Source organism: Roseomonas acroporae, from assembly GCF_023223525.1.
GTDB lineage: Bacteria > Pseudomonadota > Alphaproteobacteria > Acetobacterales > Acetobacteraceae > Roseomonas_E > Roseomonas_E acroporae.
The window spans coordinates 163,134-182,432 of record NZ_JALPRX010000038.1 but is presented as its reverse complement, the minus strand read 5'-3'; the positions used below and the strand labels follow the sequence as shown (position 1 = coordinate 182,432).

The 19,299-nt window shown below is 73.3% G+C and carries 19 protein-coding genes and 1 tRNA gene; 15 read left to right on the top strand and 5 right to left on the bottom strand.

The annotated features are described in order from the left end of the window. The 10 genes from M0638_RS10630 to M0638_RS10585 form a co-directional block, all read left to right on the top strand. Positions 1–124, top strand: a 124-nt coding sequence (locus tag M0638_RS10630; protein WP_248666963.1) for a DUF3297 family protein, incomplete at its 5' end; no start/stop codon positions are given. Positions 125–571: 447 nt separating this feature from the next. Beyond that, positions 572–2,047 (top strand): signal recognition particle protein, encoded by a 1,476-nt coding sequence (gene ffh / locus M0638_RS10625; protein WP_248666957.1) that lies wholly within the window; start codon positions 572–574, stop codon positions 2,045–2,047. 126 nt (positions 2,048–2,173) lie between these two features. Continuing rightward, positions 2,174–2,515, top strand: a complete 342-nt coding sequence (gene rpsP / locus M0638_RS10620; protein ID WP_248666956.1) for a 30S ribosomal protein S16 — start codon at positions 2,174–2,176, stop codon at positions 2,513–2,515. A gap of 48 nt (positions 2,516–2,563) precedes the next feature. Beyond that, a complete protein-coding gene (rimM, locus tag M0638_RS10615) occupies positions 2,564–3,106 on the top strand; it encodes a ribosome maturation factor RimM (RefSeq protein ID WP_248666955.1) in 543 nt (180 codons plus the stop codon). After that, on the top strand, positions 3,103–3,840 hold the full coding sequence (trmD, locus tag M0638_RS10610) for a tRNA (guanosine(37)-N1)-methyltransferase TrmD (protein WP_248666954.1): 738 nt from the start codon (positions 3,103–3,105) through the stop codon (positions 3,838–3,840). The genes rimM and trmD overlap by 4 nt, the downstream gene beginning before the upstream one ends. A 28-nt stretch (positions 3,841–3,868) precedes the next feature. Further along, complete coding sequence (gene rplS, locus M0638_RS10605) at positions 3,869–4,318, top strand: 50S ribosomal protein L19 (protein WP_248666953.1); 450 nt, start codon at positions 3,869–3,871, stop codon at positions 4,316–4,318. A gap of 162 nt (positions 4,319–4,480) precedes the next feature. Next, the gene (gene leuC, locus M0638_RS10600) at positions 4,481–5,932 is read left to right on the top strand and encodes a 3-isopropylmalate dehydratase large subunit (protein ID WP_248666952.1); all 1,452 of its coding nucleotides are present in this window, start codon (positions 4,481–4,483) and stop codon (positions 5,930–5,932) included. A gap of 22 nt (positions 5,933–5,954) precedes the next feature. Beyond that, complete coding sequence (gene leuD / locus M0638_RS10595) at positions 5,955–6,566, top strand: 3-isopropylmalate dehydratase small subunit (RefSeq protein ID WP_248666951.1); 612 nt, start codon at positions 5,955–5,957, stop codon at positions 6,564–6,566. Positions 6,567–6,622: 56 nt separating this feature from the next. Then, positions 6,623–7,735: a 3-isopropylmalate dehydrogenase gene (gene leuB, locus M0638_RS10590; protein WP_248666950.1), complete on the top strand. Its 1,113-nt coding sequence runs from the start codon at positions 6,623–6,625 to the stop codon at positions 7,733–7,735. 85 nt (positions 7,736–7,820) lie between these two features. Next, positions 7,821–7,897, top strand: a tRNA-Arg gene (locus tag M0638_RS10585). A gap of 467 nt (positions 7,898–8,364) precedes the next feature. On the opposite strand, the gene M0638_RS10580 is transcribed toward M0638_RS10585, so the two are convergent. From M0638_RS10580 to M0638_RS10570, 3 genes are all read right to left on the bottom strand, one after another. Continuing rightward, complete coding sequence (locus M0638_RS10580) at positions 8,365–9,696, bottom strand: aspartate aminotransferase family protein (RefSeq protein WP_456316031.1); 1,332 nt, start codon at positions 9,694–9,696, stop codon at positions 8,365–8,367. Between the two features lie 172 nt (positions 9,697–9,868). After that, positions 9,869–10,909 carry a phosphotransferase gene (locus M0638_RS10575; protein ID WP_248666948.1) on the bottom strand — a complete coding sequence of 347 codons (1,041 nt, stop codon included), beginning with the start codon at positions 10,907–10,909 and terminating at the stop codon, positions 9,869–9,871. A 351-nt stretch (positions 10,910–11,260) separates the two neighbouring features. Further along, on the bottom strand, positions 11,261–12,868 hold the full coding sequence (locus M0638_RS10570) for an ABC transporter substrate-binding protein (protein ID WP_248666947.1): 1,608 nt from the start codon (positions 12,866–12,868) through the stop codon (positions 11,261–11,263). 168 nt (positions 12,869–13,036) lie between these two features. Here M0638_RS10570 and M0638_RS10565 point away from each other — a divergent pair, with 168 nt between their 5' ends. After that, the gene (locus M0638_RS10565; RefSeq protein WP_248666946.1) at positions 13,037–13,765 is read left to right on the top strand and encodes a GntR family transcriptional regulator; all 729 of its coding nucleotides are present in this window, start codon (positions 13,037–13,039) and stop codon (positions 13,763–13,765) included. Positions 13,766–13,883: 118 nt separating this feature from the next. On the opposite strand, the gene M0638_RS10560 is transcribed toward M0638_RS10565, so the two are convergent. Then, complete coding sequence (locus M0638_RS10560; protein ID WP_248666945.1) at positions 13,884–14,546, bottom strand: glutathione S-transferase; 663 nt, start codon at positions 14,544–14,546, stop codon at positions 13,884–13,886. Between the two features lie 81 nt (positions 14,547–14,627). Next, on the bottom strand, positions 14,628–14,897 hold the full coding sequence (locus M0638_RS10555; RefSeq protein ID WP_248666944.1) for a hypothetical protein: 270 nt from the start codon (positions 14,895–14,897) through the stop codon (positions 14,628–14,630). A 59-nt stretch (positions 14,898–14,956) separates the two neighbouring features. Here M0638_RS10555 and M0638_RS10550 point away from each other — a divergent pair, with 59 nt between their 5' ends. The 4 genes from M0638_RS10550 (at position 14,957) to M0638_RS10535 (ending at position 19,295) form a co-directional block, all read left to right on the top strand. Then, positions 14,957–16,204 carry a polyhydroxyalkanoate depolymerase gene (locus tag M0638_RS10550; RefSeq protein ID WP_248666943.1) on the top strand — a complete coding sequence of 416 codons (1,248 nt, stop codon included), beginning with the start codon at positions 14,957–14,959 and terminating at the stop codon, positions 16,202–16,204. A 465-nt stretch (positions 16,205–16,669) separates the two neighbouring features. Continuing rightward, entirely contained in the window at positions 16,670–16,936 is a 267-nt protein-coding gene (locus M0638_RS10545; RefSeq protein ID WP_248666942.1) for a phosphopantetheine-binding protein, read from the top strand. 162 nt (positions 16,937–17,098) lie between these two features. Next, on the top strand, positions 17,099–17,779 hold the full coding sequence (locus M0638_RS10540) for a hypothetical protein (protein WP_248666941.1): 681 nt from the start codon (positions 17,099–17,101) through the stop codon (positions 17,777–17,779). After that, positions 17,769–19,295, top strand: coding sequence for an AMP-binding protein (locus M0638_RS10535; RefSeq protein ID WP_248666940.1), 1,527 nt, complete (start codon positions 17,769–17,771; stop codon positions 19,293–19,295). The genes M0638_RS10540 and M0638_RS10535 overlap by 11 nt, the downstream gene beginning before the upstream one ends. The last annotated feature ends 4 nt before the right edge of the window (positions 19,296–19,299 follow it).

Sequence of the window (19,299 nt, the reverse complement as noted above, 5' to 3'; positions counted from 1 at the left end):
GTACTGCGTCAGCGAGAGCTGGGTCCGCCTGACCCTGGGCAAGACGCTGGACCGCAAGGGCAACCCGATGACCATGAAGTTCCAGGGCACGGTGGAACCCTATTTCCGCGACGACCAGGGCTAGAGCATTTTCAAGCTGGGTGTACTCACCCAGCGACCCGGAAAATGCGAAAAACCAAAAGGTTGGAGCCGTTCCGGCCTGATACAGTCAGGCCGGAACGGCTCTAGTCGGTTGCCCCGCCATCCGCCCTCGGGCGGGTGGCGGGGATCGCCTGCCTGCCCCCGTGCCGGGGCGGCAGGATGCCGGGAAGGCGGTGCCTGCCCGGCCCGGGGACCGGGACGGCCCCGCCCCCGCATGCCGCTGCCCGGCAGACCACCCCGGTCGCCCTCCCCGGCCGCACGCCGTGCTTGACTCCCCCGCCCGCCCGGCCTAGCAAGCCCCCCTTTCGGGCCTCTCCCGAGACCATCCAGCGCTCCCGCCCGGCGGGACGCTCCGTCGCTCCGCGAAGGCTCGCGCAGCGGCGCGATCGGTCTTGGGCGGGCCGCAACCAACGGGGATCAGGCCGCCACGATGTTCGAGGCGCTGTCCGGCAAGCTGAACGGGGTGTTCGACCGGCTGCGCCGACGCGGCGCGCTGGGCGAGAACGACGTGGCCGAGGCGCTGCGCGAGGTGCGCATCGCCCTGCTGGAGGCCGACGTCGCCCTCCCCGTGGTCAAGGACCTGGTCGCCAAGGTGCGCGAGCGCGCCGTGGGGCAGGAGGTGCTGCGCGCCGTCGCCCCGGCGCAGCAGGTCGTCAAGATCGTCCATGACTGCCTGGTCGAGGCGCTGGGCGGCAGCGTGGACGCGGAGGGCGAGCCGAAGGCGGCGCCGGGCCTCGACCTCAACGCCCCCGCCCCGGTGCCGATCCTGATGGTCGGCCTGCAGGGCTCGGGCAAGACCACCACCTCGGGCAAGATCGCGCTCCGGCTGCGCGAGAAGCAGAAGAAGAAGGTCCTGCTCGCCTCGCTCGACGTGCACCGCCCGGCGGCGCAGCTCCAGCTCGAGACGCTGGCGCGGCAGACCGGCGTGACCAGCCTGCCGATCGTCCCCGGCCAGACACCGCTCGAGATCGCGGCGCGCGCCATGGAGACGGCGCGGCGCGAGCTCTACGACGTGGTGGTGCTCGACACCGCCGGCCGCCTCGCGATCGACGAGGCGCTGATGGCCGAGGTCGCCGAGGTCAAGCGCTTCGCCAACCCGCACGAGACGCTGCTGGTCGTCGACGCCATGACCGGCCAGGACGCGGTGGTCACCGCCCGCGCCTTCCAGGAGAAGGTGGGCGTCACCGGCATCGTCATGACGCGCATCGACGGCGACGCGCGCGGCGGTGCCGCGCTCTCCATGCGCTCGGTCACCGGCGCGCCGATCAAGCTGCTCGGCGCCGGCGAGAAGCTGGACGCGCTGGAGGACTTCCACCCGGACCGCATCGCCGGGCGCATCCTCGGCATGGGCGACATCGTCTCGCTGGTCGAGCGCGCCGCCGAGACGATCGACCGCGAGGACGCGGAGAAGCTCGCGGCGAAGATGGCCAAGGGCCAGTTCGACCTCGACGACTACGCCAAGCAGCTCAAGCAGATCGGGAAGATGGGCTCGCTCTCGGGCATTCTCGGCATGCTGCCGGGGGTGGGCAAGCTCAAGGCGCAGATCGAGGACGCGAACCTCGACAACACCATCCTCAAGCGACACACGGCCATCATCGCCTCGATGACGCCGAAGGAGCGGCGCAGCCCCGACATCATCAAGGCCTCGCGCAAGCGCCGCATCGCCGCTGGCTCCGGCGCCACCGTGCAGGAGGTGAACCGGCTGCTGAAGCAGTTCGACGACATGTCCGCGATGATGAAGCGGATGACCAAGCTCGGCCAGAAGGGGCTGATGCGCGGCGGCCTCGGCGCGCTGCTCCCCGGCGGCGGGCGTGGCGGCCTCGGGGGCGGCCCCGGGGGCGGCCCCGGCGGCCTGCTCGGCGGTCCCGGCGGCATGCCCCCGAAAGGCGGCCGCCGGCCCTTCTAGCCAACCCCTTCACCCCGGCGGCCCGGCCTTCCGGCCCCGCCGCCGGCCCCTCCACCACCAACCGCACCGCCCGGCCCCGCCGGGCGACGCACCTTCCCGCACACCCAGGAGCGACTGGAACACAAGATGGGCCTGAAGATCCGCCTCGCGCGCGCCGGCGCCAAGAAGCGCCCCTACTACCACATCGTGGTGGCCGACAGCCGCTCGCCGCGCGACGGCCGCTTCATCGAGAAGGTGGGCAGCTACAACCCGATGCTCCCCTCCGAGCACGCCGACCGCATCCGCCTGCAGGGCGAGCGCCTGACGCACTGGCTGGGCCAGGGCGCGGTCGCGACCGACCGCGTGGCGAAGTTCCTGGGCAATGCCGGCCTCGCGCCGAAGCCCGAGTTCCGCGAGCAGCCGAAGCAGTCCGCGCCGAAGAAGAAGGCGCAGGAGCGCGCCGCCGCGGCCGCCGCCGCGGCCGGCTGAGCCCGGCCGGGCGGGCCTGACGGGATCTCCAGCGGAACCTCCTGAGCCATGGCGCAGCGGCGCATCCTGGTGGGCGAGATCGGCCGGCCGCACGGCGTGCGCGGGCTGGTGAGGCTGCGCAGCTTCACCGCCGAGCCGGGTGCGATCGCCGATTACGGCCCGCTGACCGACGAGCACGGCACGCGGCGCTTCGCGCTGACGCTGCTGGCCGACGGGCTGGCGCGCATCGAGGGCGTCGCCGACCGGGACGCCGCCGCGCGGCTGACCGGCACGCGCCTCTACGTCGAGCGCGAGCGGCTGCCGCCGGCGGACGAGGAGGAGTTCTACCTCGCCGACCTGATCGGCCTCTCGGCCGAAACCATGGCGGGGGAGGATCTCGGCACGGTCCGCAACGTGGAGGACCACGGCGCCGGCCCCTACCTCGCGCTGCACGGCCCGGACGGGACGGAACGGCTGGTGCCCTTCACTCGCGCCGCCGTGCCGGTCGTCGACCTGGCCGGCGGCCGTGTCGTGGTGGCCCCACCCGGGGAGGTGTCGATCCCGCCGGAGCAGTTCGAGCGGCAGGACCCCGGATCGGAGGATGCCGCGTGAGCTGGCACGCCACCGTCCTGACCCTGTTCCCCGAGATGTTCCCGGGGCCGCTCGGCCTGTCGCTCGCCGGGCGCGGCCTGCGCGAGGGGCGCTGGCGGCTGGAGGCGCGCCAGCTGCGCGACTTCGCCACGGACCGCCACCGCAGCGTGGACGACACGCCCTTCGGCGGCGGCGCCGGCATGGTGCTGCGCCCGGACGTGGTGGACGCGGCCTGCGCCGACGCCATCGCGGCAGGGCCGGACCGGCCGCTGATCTACCTCACCCCGCGCGGCCGCCTGCTCGACCAGGCGCTGGTGCGGGAGATCGCGGCGGGGCCGGGCTGCATCCTGCTCTGCGGCCGCTACGAGGGGCTGGACCAGCGGGTGATCGAGGCCCGCGCCATGCGCGAGGTCTCGGTGGGCGACTACGTGCTCTCCGGCGGCGAGCCGGCGGCGCTGGTGCTGCTCGATGCCTGCGTGCGCCTGCTGCCCGGCATCATGGGGGCGACCGCCAGCGCCGAGGAGGAGAGCCACGCGGACGGGCTGCTGGAATACCCGCACTACACGCGGCCGGCCGCGTGGCAGGGCCGCGCGGTTCCGGAAGTCCTGCTCTCCGGCCATCACGCCGAGGTGGCGCGCTGGCGCCGGGCCGAGGCGGAAAACGCGACCCGGCAGCGCCGCCCCGACCTGTGGTTGCGACATCATGGCCGGAACAGCGACGCATCGTTGCTTGTTCCCGGGCCAACCGACACATAAATATTACTTCGAGAAGGACCTTCGAGACATGAACCTGCTCCAGCAGTTCGACGAGGCGCAGCGCTCCCGCCTCCTCGCCGCCCGCGCGGTGCCCGAGTTCGAGGCCGGCGACACGGTGCGCGTGATGGTGCGCGTGGTCGAGGGCGAGCGGACCCGCACCCAGGCCTACGAGGGCGTGGTGATCGCCCGCTCCAACAAGGGCGTGCACAGCAACTTCACCGTGCGCAAGCTCTCCTACGGCGAGGGCGTGGAGCGCGTCTTCCCGCTCTACTCGCCGAGCATCGCCGAGATCGCGGTGGTGCGCCGGGGCAAGGTGCGGCGCGCGAAGCTCTATTACCTGCGCGGCCGCACCGGCAAGTCCGCCCGCATCGTGGAGAAGCTGACCGCCGGCCGCGCGCCGAGCACGGCCGACAGCGTCGCCCGCGCCGGGGCCAATGTCGAGGCGCCCGCCGAGCAGTCCGTGGGGCAGCAGGACTGATCCGGTACCGTCCCGCGCGGAACGGCGCGCGGGACGCAACGCTGGCCCTCGTGGCCGGCGGCCTTTCGCGCCTTGTCCGGTGCCGCCGCTGCGGCAAAGTCGGACGGGGCTGAAGCCGCCGGCCAACGAGCCGGCCGGCGGGCCCGCTGGGGGATGAGAACGATGACCGAGCCGACGCCGCGCACCCTGTACGACAAGATCTTCGATGCCCACCTCGTCGAGACCACCGAGGACGGGACCGGCCTGCTCTACATCGACCGCCATCTCATCCACGAGGTCACCAGCCCGCAGGCCTTCGAGGGGCTGCGCCAGGCCGGGCGCAGGCTGCGCCGGCCGGAGGCGACCATCGCCGTGGTGGACCACAACGTCCCCACCGACGCCAGCCGCCACACCACCATCGTCGAGCCCGAGAGCCGGCTGCAGGTGGAGACGCTGGAGCGCAACGTCGCCGCCTTCGGCGTGCCCTACATCCCGCTGGCCAGCGAGAAGCAGGGCATCGTCCACATCATCGGGCCGGAGCTGGGCCTCTCCCTGCCCGGCATGACCATCGTCTGCGGCGACAGCCACACCTCGACGCACGGGGCGCTCGGCGCCCTCGCCTTCGGCATCGGCACGAGCGAGGTGGAGCACGTCTTCGCCACCCAGACCCTGCTGCAGAAGCGCGCGAGGAACATGCGCGTCACGGTGGACGGGACGCTGCCGGCCGGCTGCACCGCCAAGGACATCGTGCTGGCGATCATCGCGAAGATCGGCACCGCCGGCGGCACCGGCCACGTCATCGAGTTCGCCGGCGAGGCGATCCGCGCCCTCGACATGGCCGGGCGCATGACGGTCTGCAACATGAGCATCGAGGCCGGCGCCCGCGCCGGGCTGGTGGCCCCCGACGAGACCACCTTCGCCTACGTCAAGGGCCGCGAGCACGCGCCCAAGGGCGAGGCCTTCGAGCGCGCCGTCGCCTGGTGGAAGACCCTGCCGAGCGACCCGGGCGCGCGTTTCGACACCGAGGTACGCCTCGATGCCGCCGGGATCGTGCCGCAGGTGAGCTGGGGCACCAGCCCCGAGGACGTGCTGCCGATCACCGCCACCGTGCCGGACCCCGAGGACGCGGCGGACGAGGCGCGCCGCGCCCAGCTCCGCCGCATGGTGGAATACATGGGCCTGACGCCGGGCCAGCCCCTGCGGGAGCTGGCGGTGGACGTGGTCTTCATCGGCTCCTGCACCAACGGCCGCATCGAGGACATGCGCGCGGCGGCCGCCGTCGCGCGCGGCCGCCGCGTGGCGCCGGGCGTGCGCGCCATGGTGGTGCCGGGCTCCGGCCTCGTGAAGAAGCAGGCCGAGGCCGAGGGGCTGGACCGCGTCTTCCTGGAGGCGGGCTTCGAGTGGCGCGAGGCGGGCTGCTCCATGTGCCTCGGCATGAACCCGGACAAGCTGACGCCGGGGCAGCGCTGCGCCTCCACCTCGAACCGCAATTTCGAGGGCCGCCAGGGCCCGGGCGGGCGCACCCATCTCTGTTCCCCCGCCATGGCCGCCGCCGCCGCCGTCACCGGCCGGCTGACCGACGTGCGCGACCTGGCGCCGGCGCCCGCGCCGCTGCCGGAACGGCAGGCCGCCTGAGCGCCGGGCAGGAGAACGCATCATGACCCCCTTCACGACGCTGACCGGCATCGCGGCCCCCCTGCCGATGGCCAATGTCGACACCGACAAGATCATCCCCGCGCGCTTCCTCAAGACCATCGCGCGCACCGGCCTCGGCAAGAGTCTGTTCGCCAATCTCCGCTACAAGTCGGATGGCGAGGAGAACCCCGACTTCGTGCTGAACCGCGAGCCCTACCGACACGCCGAGATTCTGGTCGCGCACGAGAATTTCGGCTGCGGCTCCTCGCGCGAGCACGCGCCCTGGGCGCTGCTCGACTTCGGCATACGCTGCGTGATCGCGCCCGACTTCGCCGACATCTTCCACGGCAACTGCTTCAAGAACGGCATCCTGCCCGTGAAGCTGCCGCGCGCCGTCTGCGACCAGCTCATCGAGGACGCGCAGATGGGCCCGAACGCCCGCCTGACGGTCGACCTGCAGAAGCAGGTGGTGATCCGCCCGAACGGCGAGGAGATCCCGTTCAGCGTCGATCCCTTCCGCCGCCACTGCCTGCTCAACGGCCTCGACGATGTCGGGCTGACCATGCAGCGCGGCGCGGTGATCGACGGTTTCGAATCGCGGCAGAAGGCCGCGCAGCCCTGGCTGTACCCGTGATGGCTGTCCCCATGATTCCGGGCTCGGGCGCCCCTTCCTGACGGAGTAGTTCCTGCATGGCCGCCAACAAGAAGCTCCTCGTTCTGCCCGGTGACGGCATCGGGCCCGAGGTGATGCGCGAGGTACGCCGCGTCATCGACTGGATGAGCCGTCGCCGCGCCGTGAGCTTCGAGTTGGAGGACGGGCTGGTCGGCGGCGCCGCGATCGACGCCGAGGGCACGCCCTGCTCCGATGCCACGGTCGAGAAGGCGCGCAACGCCGACGCCGTGCTGTTCGGCAGCGTCGGCGGCCCGAAATGGGACGGGCTGCCCTTCGAGCAGCGCCCCGAGCTCGGCATCCTGCGCCTGCGCAAGGAGCTCGGCCTGTTCGCCAACCTGCGCCCCGCCAAGGTGCAGGACCCGCTGGCCGACGCCTCCTCGCTCAAGGCCGACCTCGTGCGCGGCCTCGACATCATGATCGTGCGCGAGAGCACGGGCGGCATCTACTTCGGCGAGCCGCGCGGCATCGAGACCATGCCGGACGGCAAGCGCCGCGGCATCGACACCGAGGTCTACACCGAGGACGAGATCGCCCGCGTCGCGCGCGTCGCCTTCGACCTGGCGAAGAAGCGCGGCGGCAAGCTCTGCTCGGTCGAGAAGGCCAACGTGATGCAGTCCGGCCGCCTGTGGCGCGCCGTGGTGGGCGAGATCGGCCGCGCCGAGTACCCCGAGGTCGAGCTGACCCACATGTACGCCGACAATTGCGCGATGCAGCTCGCCTCCCGCCCGAAGCAGTTCGACGTGATCGTGGCGAGCAACCTGTTCGGCGACCTGCTCTCGGACCTCGCCGCGGCGCTCACCGGCTCGCTCGGCATGCTGCCCTCGGCGACGCTCGGCGCGGTCGGCGCCGACGGGCGCCGCGCGGCGCTGTACGAGCCCGTGCACGGCTCGGCGCCCGACATCACCGGCAAGGGCATCGCCAATCCCTGCGCCCAGCTCCTCTCCTTCGCGATGCTGCTGCGCTGGTCCTTCGACATGGACGAGGATGCGACGCTGATCGAGCAGGCGGTGGAGAAGGTGCTGGCCGGCGGCCTGCGCACCGCCGACATCATGCAGCCCGGCATGGCGCGCATCGGCACCAGCGTGATGGGCGAGGCGGTGCTGCGCGAGCTCGACAAGCTGGCCGCCTGAATTATCCTCGCCAGGCCGGGGAAAGGGGGGTTGCGCGGCGCGCGCCGCTCCGCTATTTCCCCGGCCGCGCCGCGATGCGGCGGATGCGCCCATAGCTCAACTGGATAGAGCGCCAGACTACGGATCTGGAGGTTGGGAGTTCGAATCTTCCTGGGCGCGCCATCTTTCACGTAGTCGCGATGCGCAGCCATCGCCGGCTTCCGCCAGCCGGAAGCCACTTCCACCCCGGGGACCGGGTGGCTGCGACAGGTCCCTGCTCCTCCCGCCCGCCTGCCAAGCCTTTCCTGCCAGACATCGATAGTGCCGGCGGTCACGCACCGTGACGCGAGGCATGTGCGGGACGGCGATTCGCCGGAACGCCTTGCGCGGCGGGAAGCGCTACGCCGAACCGCAGTCCGGTTGGGACCGCGGTTCGCCGTGGCTCGTTGTTCCCGGCGCGGATTCACGCCGCCGGGCGTGTCCGTCCGTCGGCGATCCGCTCCAGGCAGCCTGCCTCGCCCCACCTGTTCCAGGGAATCGCACCCCGCCTTCGCCCTTGCCAGCAGGAGCGGGGCGAACCCTTTCCGGCCATCCCGGTTTCGTGCCCGGCGACGCCCGGCCTCCCGCCGGGCGTCCGCTTGCCGCCGGCGTCAGCCGGCCGCCACCTCGCCGAGCGCCTCGTCCATCGCCGTCAGGAACAGCGTGGCATGCTCGCGCCCGAACACCAGCGGCGGGCGGATCTTGAGGATGTTGGCATGCGGCCCGGCGGCGCTGATCAGCACGCGCCGCGCGCGCAGCGCGTTCACCAGCCGCGCCGTGGCGGCGGTCGCGGGCGCGCGCGTCGCGCGGTCCGTCACCAGCTCCATGCCCACGAACAGCCCGGCGCCGCGCACGTCGCCGATCAGCGCGTGGCGCGCCGCCAGCTCGCGCAGGCCCGCGCGCATCATCTCGCCGACCACGCGCGCATTCCCGATCAGCCCTTCCTCCTCGATCACGTCGAGCACCGCCATGCCCACCGCGCAGGAGACCGGGTTGCCGCCGAAGGTGTTGAAGTAGCGCGTGCGCTCGCCGAAGCCGCGCAGCAGGTCGGAACGCGCCACCAGCCCGGCCACGGGATGGCCGTTGCCCATCGGCTTGCCCATGGTGACGATGTCCGGCACCAGCCCGTGCCGCGCGAAGCCCCACATCCCCTCCCCGGTGCGGCCGAAGCCCGGCTGCACCTCGTCAGCGATGAACAGCCCGCCTGCCTCGCGGATCGCGGCCACGGCCGGCCGCAGGAAGCCCGGCGGGTCGGAGAGCACGCCGTCCGAGGAGAAGATCGTGTCCACCAGCAGCGCCGCCGGCCGGATGCCCTGCGCGGCGAGGTCGGCGACGGCCGCGCGCACTTGGGCCGCGAAGCTTTCCCCGACATCCGCGCCGCCGGCACGGTAGAGGTCCGGCGCCGGCACGGTGCGCACGTTCGGCAGCAGCGGCTGCTGCGGCCCGAGCGAGGGCGACATGCCGGCCAGCACCGACGTCACCCCGTGATAGGCGAGCCGCGTGACGACGAAGCCCGTGCCGCCCGTATGGGCGCAGGCGATGCGGTAGGCGAGGTCGTTCGCCTCGCTGCCCGTGCAGGTGAACATCGCGTGGCCCGCGCCCGGCGCCAGCCCCGCCGGGAAGGTGGCGAGCAGCCGCTCGGCGTAGTCCAGGATGCCGTCGGTGATGTAGCGCGTATGGGTGTTCAGCACCGCCGCCTGCCGCGACAGCGCCGCCACCACGCGCGGGTGGCAGTGCCCGACGCAGGCGACGTTGTTGTAGACGTCGAGATAGGCGTTCCCGTCCGGGTCGTACAGCCAGACGCCCTCGCCGCGCACGACGTGGACGGGGTTGGCGTAGAACAGGCGATAGGCCGGCCCCAGCAGGCGCTCGCGCCGCGCGATCAGCGCCCGCTCGCGCTCGGGGATCGCCGTGGCGGCGTTGGCGTCGTAGGCGTTGATCATCGACATGGCGCTCTCGCCTCTTCCGTCGGGCGCGCGGCCCGGCTGCGGATCGCGCGGGCATGCGGCCCGCGCCAGGGATGCTGGCCCGGCCGGCACCGCCCGGGCTGTCGTCTCGTCCCGGTCCGCATCCAGGCGGTCCGGCACGCTTCCTCGGCCCGGCGCGGGGGCGTTGTCAGCCCGTCGGGCAGGCGGCGCGCAGCGCGGCCACGGCCGCCTCGCGCGGGATGGCGTCGAGCCGGCGTAGCCCCTCCCAGGCACGCCCCTGGTTGCGCAGGATGTAGGCCGCGTTGCCCGGATGCCGCGCCGCGCGCCAGGAGCTGATCGCGATGGTCAGCACGAGGCGCGCGGCGGTGAGGTCGGCCAGGACCGCCACCTCCTCGGCGCGCAGCGGCAGCACCGCGTGGAAGGCCGCCGCCAGCTCGGCCACGCCGTCGAGCCCCGCCGCCGAGAGCTGGTAGGCCGCCGCCGTCGCCACGTCCTGCACCAGCGGCGCGCGCACCATGTCGCCGAAGTCGATGATGCCGGCGACGCGCCGGTCGTCATCCCCGGCCGCCAGCACGTTGTGCGGGTTGAAGTCGTTGTGGACGAGCTGCGCGCGCAGCCCTGGCAGAGCGGGCAGGACGTGCGCCTCGAAGCGGTCGAGGAAGCGCAGCGGCAGGTCGCGCCGGTCGGCCGGCACCTCGGCCAGCAGCGGCCGCACGCGCGCCATGCGCTGGAGGTCCCAGAGCAGGTCGTGCCCCTCGGCCGGGTGGCGGAAGTCGCCCAGCGCCAGGTCGAGCCGCGCGAGGCAGGCGCCGATCGCGCGGCGCTGCGCCGCGTCCGCCGGCACCTCGGCCAGCGGCCGGCCGGGCAGATAGGTGAGCAGCCGCACCATGCGCGGCGGCAGGCCGGGCGCCTGCCACGCCGCCTGCGGCGCCCCGTCCGCCAGCAGCACGCGGGGCACCGGCAGCGAGGGGTCGCGCGCGGCGACATGCAGCAGGGCGCGGCCCTGGAGGTCGAGCACGGCCGGGTCCTCGGCCGGATGGCCGACCTTGAGCACGTAGTCGCGGCCGGCGGCGTCGCGCAGGTGGAAGTTGCGGTCGCGCTCGCCGGAGAGGGCACGCGCCCGGGCCTCGACTCCGAAATGCGCGCGCGCCAGGGATTCCGCCTCGGCCTCGGTGGCGGGCGGGGCGGGGAGGTCGAGCGCGGCACCGAGGGATTCGGCGGACTGCATGCGTGTCGGCTCCTTTCGGGGCGCTGCCCCGGACCCCGGCAAGGAGGGCACCGCCCTCCTTGCATCCTCCCGCCAAGGGGCGAAGCCCCCTTGGAACCCCCGTTCGGTTTTCGCCCCCGACGGTTCAACCCGCGAGGCCCAAAACGCCGGCGGAGGTCCAGGAACTTGAGGTTCCTGGCGGATGGGGTCTGGGGAAGGCTGCGCCTTCCCCAGGCGGAAGGGGTGCAGGGGAAGGCGCAGCCTTCCCCGCCACGGCGAACCGCAGTCCGGTTGGGACTGCGGTTCGCCGTAGCTCGTTGTTCCCGGCGCGGATTCACGCCGCCGGGCGTGTCCGCCCGCCGGCGATCCGCTCTAGCCCTGCTTCTCCATGTTCCAGAAGAACTGGGCCGGCGCCAGCACCATGCCCCGGAGGCTCTTGCGGTACGCCATCGGCTGCTGCACCTGCCCCATCGGCACGTAGGGCAGCGACTGGAAGGCGCGCTGCTCGATCTGCCCCGCCAGGGTCTTGCGCGCCGCGTCGTCGGTGGCGGCCAGCCACTGGTCGCGCAGCCCCTCCAGCGTCGTGTCCTCCGGCCAGCCGAACCAGGCGGCCGAGCCGTTGGCGCGCAGCAGCGTGTGCATGGCCGGGTTCAGCGTGTCGGCGCCCGACCACAGCGTGTGGAACATCGACCAGCCGCCCGCCTCCACCGGGCCGCGGTTGGCGCGGCGGCCGATGAAGCTGGCCCAGTCCGTCGCCACGAGGTCGACGTTCATGCCGAGCTGCTTCAGCAGGTCCTGCGAGACCAGCGACTGGTTGTAGGCGATGGGCTGGTCGGCCGGCGCCAGCAGCACGACGCGCTCGTTGCCGTAGCCCGCTTCCTTCAGCATCGCCCTGGCGCGGGCGAGGTCGGCGCGCATCGCCTCGGCGCCGCCGGCGCCGGTGGACATCGGCGTGCCGCGGGTGAAGAACGACTTGCTCTCGGCGTAGTAGTCGGGCGAGCCGACCACGGACTGCATGTAGTCCGCCTGGTTCGCCGCCATGGCCAGGGCCTGGCGCACCTTCGGGTTGTTGAACGGCGCCTGGGTCTGGTTGAAGCGCATGATGAGCGACAGGCCGAGGGGGACGTTCACCACCTCGATGTTGCGGTCGCGCCGAAGGACGGGCAGCAGGTCCACGGGCGGCTGCTCGTACCAGTCCACCTCGCCCTGGGTGATCGCGCCGACGGCGGCGGCGGGCTCGGTCAGGGCCAGCCACTCGATGCGGTCGATCTTCGCCACCTTGCCGCCGGCGGCCCAGGAGGGCGCCTCCTCGCGCGGCCTGTACTTCGCGAAGCGCTCGTAGCTCGCCGTCTGGCCCGGCACCCAGCCGGATTGCAGCATGCGCCAGGGGCCGGAGCCGATCGCCTCGGCGATGTTGCGCATCGGATCGGTGCTGGCGATGCGCTCGGGCATGATGAAGGGCACGTTGGACGAGATCTTCCCGAGCGCGTCCGGCAGCAGCGGGAAGGGGCGCTTGAGGCGGATGGCGAAGGTGCGCGCATCCACCGCCTCGTAGCCCTCGACGAAGCCGGCCAGCGTCTGCCCGAAGGCGTCGCGCGCCGACCACCTTTTGATCGAGGCGATGCAGTCCGCGGCGCGCACCGGCGTCTCGTCGTGGAACAGCAGCCCGTCGCGCAGGTGGAAGGTCCAGCGCAGCCTGTCCGGGGCGGTGTCCCAGCTCTCCACCATCTGCGGGCGGATGTTGAAGTGCTCGTCCGTCGCGAAGAGCGTGTCGTAGACCAGGTAGCCGTGGTTGCGGATCACGTAGCTCGTGGCGCTGATCGGGTCGAGCGAGGGCAGCGGCGTCGAGGGGATGAAGCGCACCACGCTGCCGCGGCCACCGGCGCCTCCGCCGGTTCCCTGGCCGAGGCTCGGCCGGCCGAGCGTGGCGGCGGCGAGGGCGGCGGCGCCGCCCAGCATGGCCCGACGATGGAGATGCATGGGCTGTTCCTGCTTCCTGAGGGTCGTGCCGCGCCAGTCCCGCGGGGTGTTGCCCGCCGGCCGGCCTCCTCCTGTCGGTCTGCTTGCGGCCCTGCGCAGCGGCGGGCCGGAATGTCTTGTTGGCCATCTTTGTAGATTTTATAAAATCCTTGTGTCAATGTCCGACGCATGACGATCGACACCAGGACAGCCGCGCCGCGGCCGGTGGCCCGTCCCGCGGCGCACGGCAAGGGGCTGGCCCACCGGACCGTCTCGGCCGCGCTGGTCGAGGAGATCCGGCAGCGCATCCTGGACGGCCGCTACGAGGCCGGCGCGCAGCTCCGGCAGGACGTGCTGGCCGGGGAGTTCGGTGCCAGCCGCATCCCGGTGCGCGAGGCGCTTTTCCAGCTCGAGGCCGAGGGGCTGGTGAAGCTCGCCCCGCATCGCGGCGCCACCGTCTCGGAGCTTTCGGCCGAGGGCATGCTGGAGGTGTACGAGCTGCGGGCGGACCTGGAGCCGCGCCTGCTCGCCGCCTCCGCGCCGCTGCTGACCGAGGCCGACCACGCCGCGCTCGACATGATGCAGGCCGAGTACGCGGCGGCGCTGCGCGGGCAGGACATCGGCCGGTGGGGCGCGTTGAACACGGCGCTGCACCTCGCCCTGTACCGGCATGCCGGACGGCCGCGGACGCTCGCCCTCGTCACCACGCTGCTGCAGGAATGCGACCGCTACACGCGCATCCAGCTCTCCGCCTCCGCCGGGGCATCGCCGCGCGCCGAGCACGAGCATGCCGAGCTGCTCCGCCTCTGCCGCGCGGGCCGTACCGAGGCGGCCTGCGCGCTGCTGCGGCGGCACATCGACGATGTCGCCCGCACGCTGCGCGCCCTGCTGCGTCCCGGCGAGGCCGCGCCGGGCTGATCCCCGCCCGCGCACGCTGCCCCCGGCGGGCGGCGCGGGATGGCCCTGCACGGGAGGGCCCTGCCCGGCGCGACGCCGCCCGCATGGCACCGGCCCGCGGCGCCGGCCGCGGCCGGCGTCAGAATTCGGCGTCCACCTCGAGTTCGGTGATCTGCTCCGGCTCGCGCTTGGCCTCCGCGACCCATTCCGCCATGTCGGGCCACTTCATGATGGTCTCGGCGTAGCCGGCCGAGAGCGGGTCGAGCTTCACGTCGTAGGTCAGGAAGCGCGTCACCACCGGCGCGTACATGGCGTCGGCGATGCTGGGCCTGGCGCCGAACAGCCAGGGGCCCTGCCAGGTCTCCAGGCATTCGCGCCAGATGGTCTGGATGCGCTCGATATCCGCCTTGGGGCCGGACCAGAGCAGGAAGCCCGGCCGGTGGGCGCGCAGGTTCATCGGCAGCGAGGCGCGCAGCGCGCCGAAGCCGGAATGCATCTCGCCGGAAATGGCGCGGCAACGGGCACGCGCCGCCTTGTCCTTGGGCAGCATGCCCGCCTTCGGGAATTGCTCGTTGAGGTGCTCGGCGATCGCGAGCGTGTCCCAGACCGAGATGTCGCCCTGCACCAGGCAGGGCAGCAGGAAGGAGGAGGCCCGCATCAGCAGCTCGGCCTTGGCCACCGGATCCTCCGGCGAGACCACGGACACCTCGAAATCCAACCCCGCGAGCCGGCACAGCAGCCAGCCACGCAGCGACCAGGAAGAGTAATTACGGCTGCTTATGAGCAGCTTCGCTTCCGCCATGCGGCCGGCTCCCTCGTTCACACCCCATCACGGCGATGCCCGGCGGGTGCCGCGGACGGCGCCGCGCACGATTCCGGGTCATCACAGGGCCGTTCGCTGTAGCACGAACGGTGCCGTCGGCACGAACGGCGCTGCCAGCACGAACGGCGCTGCCAGCACGAGCGGTGCCGCCGGCACGAACGGCGCCATCATCACGGGCGGTGCCATCAGCACAAACGACGCTCTCAGCACGAACGGTGCCACCGGCACGAACGGCGCCGCCGGTGCGGGCGACGGCGACGCGGATCGCAACCCTGCCCATGCCGTTTGGGCTTCCCCGGACGCTGCACTGCGATAGAGTGGCGCCAGCATGCAGGAGCGGCGGCGCAGCCGGAGCGCCGCCCGCGCTGATCCCGGGACACCGCCCTCGAATGAATTACGAGCTATTCCAGGCGCAGGCCGATTTCATGGCCCCCTACCAGGACTACGCACGCGGCATGGCGCGCCTGCTGTGGCCCTCCCACCCGCACCAGTACGGCGCCTCCAGCATGCGCCGGATGTCGGCGGCGCTGGACGTGATGGGGAATTTCCGGGTCACCCACAGCCGGCCGGACTTCGGCATCAGCCGCGTGCGCGTGGGCAACCGGATCGTGGACGTGCGCGAGGAGGTGGCGCACACCACGCCCTTCGGCAAGCTCCTGCACTTCCGCAAGGACATCGACGTGCGCCAGCCGCGCCTGCTGGTGGCGGCGCCGATGTCGGGGCACTTCGCCACGCTGCTGCGCGGCACGGTGCGCACCCTGCTGCAGGACAACGACGTCTACATCACGGACTGGACCAACGCGCGCGACGTGCCGCTTTCCGCCGGGCGCTTCGACCTCGATGCGTTCGTCGACCACATCATCACCTTCCTCGAGGTGATGGGCGAGGACCCGAACGGGCAGGGCACCGAGGGCCCGGGCAGCCACGTGCTGGCGGTGTGCCAGCCGACGGTGCCGGTGCTGGCCGCCGTCTCGGTGATGGCGCAGACGCGCAGCCGCTTCCAGCCGCGCTCCATGACGCTGATGGCCGGCCCGATCGACACGCGCATCAGCCCGACCAAGGTGAACGAGCTGGCCCGGGAGCATCCGATCGAGTGGTTCGAGCGGAGCATGATCGACACCGTGCCCTGGCGCTTCCAGGGGGCGGGGCGGCGCGTCTATCCCGGGCTGACGCAGCTCACCGCCTTCATGTCGATGAACATGGAGCGGCACATGCGCGCGCACCTGAACCAGTACAAGGCGCTGGTGGAGGGCGAGCTGGCGGCGGCCGAGGCGCACCGGCGCTTCTACGAGGAGTACTTCGCGGTGATGGACCTGCCGGCGGAGTTCTTCCTGCAGACCGTCAAGGCCATCTTCCAGGACGACGACCTGCCGCTCGGCCGCATGAAGCATCACGGCGAGACGGTGCGGCCGGCCGCGATCCGGCGCACCGCGGTGCTCACCGTGGAGGGGGAGAACGACGACATCTGCTCGGTGGGGCAGACCATGGCGGCGCTCGACCTGTGCGAGGGCATCCCGGTGACCATGCGCCGCCACCACCTGCAGACCGGCGTCGGCCACTACGGCGTGTTCAACGGCAAGCGCTGGAACGCCCAGATCTATCCGGTGGTCCGCGACCTGATCCAGGCGACGAACTGACGCCCGCCCGCGGCCGCCGCGGGCGGTTCGCCGCAGCTCGTTGTTCCCGGCGCCCGCCTCTCGCCCGCCCCCCGCGCCGTCCCGCCCGCCCCGCTCCCCCGCCCCCGCCCCCCCCCCGCACGCGGGGATCGCGCAGCCGTGACCCCTGGCCGCGCCCGCCCGCCATCATCGCGCCGCGATGCCGAACGATATTGCCAGGCGTCACACGGTCCGCCCGAAGGGCTGGCACGGGAGCGCCCGCCCCCGGCCGGTCGCAACGGTTGCGCAACGCGCACGCTTGTCGCCAACTGGGGGCGCTGCTAGGCTAAGATTATGGAAAGTCTCGATTAAGCAAGCGGCCGGTAAGCTCCGGCGACGATGCTGGGACGACCCGGGGGCAGGCCGCCGATCTGGCGGATCGTTTCCGTCGTCACGGGCCGCCCCCCGGCAGGGCGGGACGGCGTACAGGCCGGGAGGGATGAGCAGGTGAGTACGACCGTCGATCTGGAAGCCGAAGTCGCGAAGCTGATCGTCGAATCGCTGCATCTCGAGGTGCAACCCGCCGAGATCGCCCCCGACGCCCCGCTGTTCGGCGAGGGCCTCGGCCTCGATTCGATCGACGCGCTCGAGATCGCGCTGGCGATCTCGCGCCGCTACGGCTTCCAGCTCCGCTCCGACGACGAGCGCAACCACCGCATCTTCGCCTCGCTCCGCTCCCTCGCCGCGCATATCGAGCAGCACCGGACCCGCTAGGCCATGGATGGGCCGGCAACGGCACCGCACACGCCAGGGGACACGCCAGGGGAACGGAACCGGGACCCGGCGCCGGCCTCGGCGCGGCACCCGGTATCCTGCCCACCCCGCGCCGACGGCCCCAGCCACCCGCCGGCCCTGTCCCCGCGGCCGACGGGGCGGATGCCGGGCAGGCTGGTCGTGGCGGCGCTGGGCGGCCTGCTCCTGTTCCTGGCGCGCCTCGCCGGCGTGGCGGATCTGGCCGTGGCCGTGCTGGCCGGGCTCGCCGTGGCCTTCGCCCCCTCCTGCATCCCCTGGAGCCCCATCGGGAGTGCCGCCGGCGGCGTCCGGGAAAGCGCCCGGGCGGGCCGGGCGCGGCTGCTGGCGGGCCTGGCGACGGCGCTGGCGCTGGCGCTCTGCGGCCACTGGCTCTGGCCGCGCCTGGCGGAACGGGCGCTGCCCCTGCTGCCGGCGCTGGGCCTGCTGGCGGCGTCGCTGCATTTCGCCTCGACGCTGCGGCCGGGACGGGAGGCGCTCATCATCCGCTACATCCGCCTCGACCACGGGCGGGTGCCGCCGGAATGCGTCGCCTATGCGCGCGGGCTGACCGGCTTCTGGGCGGCCGTGCTCCTGGCCCTGGCGGCCTTCCAGGGGGCGTCGCTGCCCGCGTCCGCCGGCACGGCGGGCCCGGTCCCGGCGTTCACGCCGGTCCTGCTGGCGGGGCTGTTCCTCGGCGAGCACCTGGTGCGCCGGCGGCGCTTCCCGCACCTGGCCGCCTCGCCGCGGCGCACCCTCGGTGCCGTCTGGCGGTTCCATGCCGGGCAGGGCCGGGCCGCCCCGGGCGCGCTTCCCCATGCCGGCTGAGCTGCCCCTGCTGGGCCGCGCCGCCGACGCGGTTCTGGTGCGGCGCACCGCCGGCCTGCCGGCGGGGCAGGCCGAGGCGATCACCGGCCATCGCTTCCTGGCCGAGGTCGCGCTGCTGTCGGCGCGGCTGCCCGCGGACGGCGCACCGGCCTCGGTGGCCGACGACGCCCCGGCTGCCGGGGGCGCCGCGCGTCACGCCATCAACCTCTGCGCCGACCGCTACCACGCCATCCTCGGCTTCGCCGCCGCGCTCGCCCGTGGCCACGTCACGCTGCTCTCCTCGGACCGCTCGCCGCGCCGCCTGCGCGAGCTGGCCGCGGCCTATCCGGGCGCCTACGCGCTGTGCGACGAGCCGATCGACGACGCGCCGCTGCCGGTGGTGCCGGTGTCCTCGGCGCCGCAGCCCGGCGGGATGCCGGCCGGAGCGACGGCCCCCAACCCCGCCATCCCGGCCGGGCGCGTGGCCGCCATCGCCTTCACTTCCGGCAGCACCGGCGTGCCGGTGGCGCACCGCAAGCCCTGGGGCTCGCTGGTCACCGGCGCCGGGGCCGCGGCGGCCCGCTTCGGGCTCGACGACCCGGCGGACCCCGCCACCGTGGTCGCCACCGTGCCGCCGCAGCACATGTACGGCTTCGAGACCTCCGTGATGCTGCCGCTGCAGGCCCCCTGCGCCGTGCATGCCGGGGCCGCCTTCTATCCGGACGACGTGGCGCGGGCGCTCCGGGCGATGCCGGGCCGGCGCGTCCTGGTCACGACGCCGCTGCAATTGCGCAGCCTGCTGGTCGCCGCCGAGGGCGCGACCGACCGGGCGGCGGGAGAGCGGGGCGGGTCCGGCCAGGGCGAGGAGGGCCAGGATGAGGGGAGCCGGGGCACGGGCGGCCTCTCCCTGCCGCCGCTCGGCGCGCTGATCTCCGCCACCGCGCCGCTCGCGGCCAGCCTCGCCGAGGCGGCGGAGGCCGCCCTCGGCGCGCCGGTGCTGGAGATCTACGGCGCCACCGAGGTCGGCTCGATCGCCAGCCGCCGCACCCTCGCCGGGCCGGACTGGCTGCCCTACCGCGGCACCACGCTGCGCCTCGACGGGGCGGGCGAGGCCTGGGCCGCCGTGCCCGGCCTGCCGGAAACCGCGCTCGCCGACGAGATCGCCCTGACCGATTCCGGCGGCTTCCGCCTGCTCGGCCGACGCGCGGACATGGTCAAGCTGGCGGGCCGACGCACCTCGCTCGGTCATCTCAACCGGCTGCTGAACGCGATCCCCGGCGTGCAGGACGGCGCGTTCATGGCGCCGGACGATCTGGAGCGGAACCCGGCCGCGCGCCTGGCCGCCTTCGCCGTGGCCCCGGGGCTGACCGCCGCCGACATCCTCACCGCGCTGCGCGAGCAGGTCGAGCCCGTCTTCCTGCCGCGCCCGCTGCTGCTGCTGCCGCGCCTGCCGCGCGACGCCGTCGGCAAATTGCAGCGCGGCACGCTCGACTCGCTGCGACGCGGTGCCCTGTCGGGCGTTCCGGCCTTCCCATGACCCC

Excerpts from the sequence above, each read along its gene's own strand:
- ffh (WP_248666957.1), top strand. The coding sequence starts at position 572 with ATGTTCGAGGCGCTGTCCGGCAAGCTGAACGGGGTGTTCGACCGGCTG.
- rpsP (WP_248666956.1), top strand. The coding sequence starts at position 2,174 with ATGGGCCTGAAGATCCGCCTCGCGCGCGCCGGCGCCAAGAAGCGCCCC.
- rimM (WP_248666955.1), top strand. The coding sequence starts at position 2,564 with ATGGCGCAGCGGCGCATCCTGGTGGGCGAGATCGGCCGGCCGCACGGC.
- rplS (WP_248666953.1), top strand. The coding sequence starts at position 3,869 with ATGAACCTGCTCCAGCAGTTCGACGAGGCGCAGCGCTCCCGCCTCCTC.
- leuC (WP_248666952.1), top strand. The coding sequence starts at position 4,481 with ATGACCGAGCCGACGCCGCGCACCCTGTACGACAAGATCTTCGATGCC.
- leuD (WP_248666951.1), top strand. The coding sequence starts at position 5,955 with ATGACCCCCTTCACGACGCTGACCGGCATCGCGGCCCCCCTGCCGATG.
- leuB (WP_248666950.1), top strand. The coding sequence starts at position 6,623 with ATGGCCGCCAACAAGAAGCTCCTCGTTCTGCCCGGTGACGGCATCGGG.
- M0638_RS10580 (WP_456316031.1), bottom strand. The coding sequence starts at position 9,696 with ATGATCAACGCCTACGACGCCAACGCCGCCACGGCGATCCCCGAGCGC.
- M0638_RS10575 (WP_248666948.1), bottom strand. The coding sequence starts at position 10,909 with ATGCAGTCCGCCGAATCCCTCGGTGCCGCGCTCGACCTCCCCGCCCCG.
- M0638_RS10570 (WP_248666947.1), bottom strand. The coding sequence starts at position 12,868 with ATGCATCTCCATCGTCGGGCCATGCTGGGCGGCGCCGCCGCCCTCGCC.
- M0638_RS10565 (WP_248666946.1), top strand. The coding sequence starts at position 13,037 with ATGACGATCGACACCAGGACAGCCGCGCCGCGGCCGGTGGCCCGTCCC.
- M0638_RS10560 (WP_248666945.1), bottom strand. The coding sequence starts at position 14,546 with ATGGCGGAAGCGAAGCTGCTCATAAGCAGCCGTAATTACTCTTCCTGG.
- M0638_RS10555 (WP_248666944.1), bottom strand. The coding sequence starts at position 14,897 with ATGCTGGCGCCACTCTATCGCAGTGCAGCGTCCGGGGAAGCCCAAACG.
- M0638_RS10550 (WP_248666943.1), top strand. The coding sequence starts at position 14,957 with ATGAATTACGAGCTATTCCAGGCGCAGGCCGATTTCATGGCCCCCTAC.
- M0638_RS10540 (WP_248666941.1), top strand. The coding sequence starts at position 17,099 with ATGCCGGGCAGGCTGGTCGTGGCGGCGCTGGGCGGCCTGCTCCTGTTC.
- M0638_RS10535 (WP_248666940.1), top strand. The coding sequence starts at position 17,769 with ATGCCGGCTGAGCTGCCCCTGCTGGGCCGCGCCGCCGACGCGGTTCTG.